Origin of the sequence: Prevotella pallens ATCC 700821, assembly GCF_000220255.1 — a bacterium.
Classification (GTDB): Bacteria; Bacteroidota; Bacteroidia; order Bacteroidales; family Bacteroidaceae; genus Prevotella; species Prevotella pallens.
Genome location: NZ_GL982513.1, coordinates 1,326,904 through 1,327,897 on the forward strand (window position 1 = coordinate 1,326,904; position 994 = coordinate 1,327,897).

1 protein-coding gene and 1 pseudogene are annotated in these 994 nt (G+C 34.7%); both read left to right on the forward strand.

Annotation, left to right across the window (positions count from 1 at the left end; genetic code table 11):
* Positions 1 to 224: 224 nt before the first annotated feature.
* Positions 225 to 413, forward strand: a pseudogene (locus HMPREF9144_RS05100) (histidine-type phosphatase); the annotation flags it as partial.
* Between the two features lie 63 nt (positions 414 to 476).
* On the forward strand, positions 477 to 821 hold the full coding sequence (locus HMPREF9144_RS05105) for a hypothetical protein (RefSeq protein WP_006044830.1): 345 nt from the start codon (positions 477 to 479) through the stop codon (positions 819 to 821).
* Positions 822 to 994 lie beyond the last annotated feature (173 nt).

A 994-nucleotide genomic window follows, 5' to 3' on the forward strand; every position in this document is an offset into this window, starting at 1 on the left:
ATAAATTTTTATTTTGTTATTATAGTTCTTTGGAGGGGCGAATTAGGGTAGGGGACTTTCTTTCTTGTTTCCTTTTTCTCTGCTATTTTTAAACGTGCGAGTATTTATATTTCGACAACGACAAATAGCCGATATTAGTCAAAAATGTTTATCTTTGCACAACGGAACAAGGCTGCAAAGTTTTTACTCGGGATAAATGCAGTGCAGCATTTGTCCGTTTATCAATGCCAGCAAATATACAACTCGTTTTTTATAGAAACCCGAAAAATCCGAAAGCTGACATGCTGGTGAAGGCATTACTAAACGAGGAAGAAGCTACGATGCCATTACCTGCCACGTCTACACCTTTTTATTATAGGTGGACTGACTTTAAAAAATTCTACCTTGCCCGATTAAACGCTTACAATCAGTAGTAACAATGGTTTTTCTGATTTCATAAAAGCAACATAACAACCATACAAAAGATAGCAAAATAAATGGATAAAAAGCAATCAAAAGAAGTGAAAGCAGGGGGTATATCTGCCGATAATCTTCTTGCAAAAAACAAGAACGATGATATTGACGATACATTTTGCTATCAGTTGTTCGAAGAAAATTATTTCGATACAGACAAATTGCAGTATCTTATCAACTTCGTTTCGGCAAAAGAGTTAGACCGAAACGAGGCTGACATATTACAATGGATAATAGAAGGTGTTGATAATTGCTTTATCTATCATCACGACCAAAACGATTATTATCGCATAACGAACTATTCGAATACTATCGAAGATGCGTGGAACAATCATTGGCGTGCCGAATTAATGGCATCTTTATCCTAATATTCCAACACAGATAAAGTCCCTTATGGTTTCTGTATGGACAAAGATATACCATGAAATCATAAAACAATACGGCATATCGGCATACTTTCAAAACAATAAAAAGGGTCTTATATTTTAACGAATGTACATGTGGCTTTCAATGGTATTTTTTGCATTTAAAAGCGTTTAAA

Excerpts from the sequence above, each read along its gene's own strand:
- HMPREF9144_RS05105 (WP_006044830.1), top strand. The coding sequence starts at position 477 with ATGGATAAAAAGCAATCAAAAGAAGTGAAAGCAGGGGGTATATCTGCC.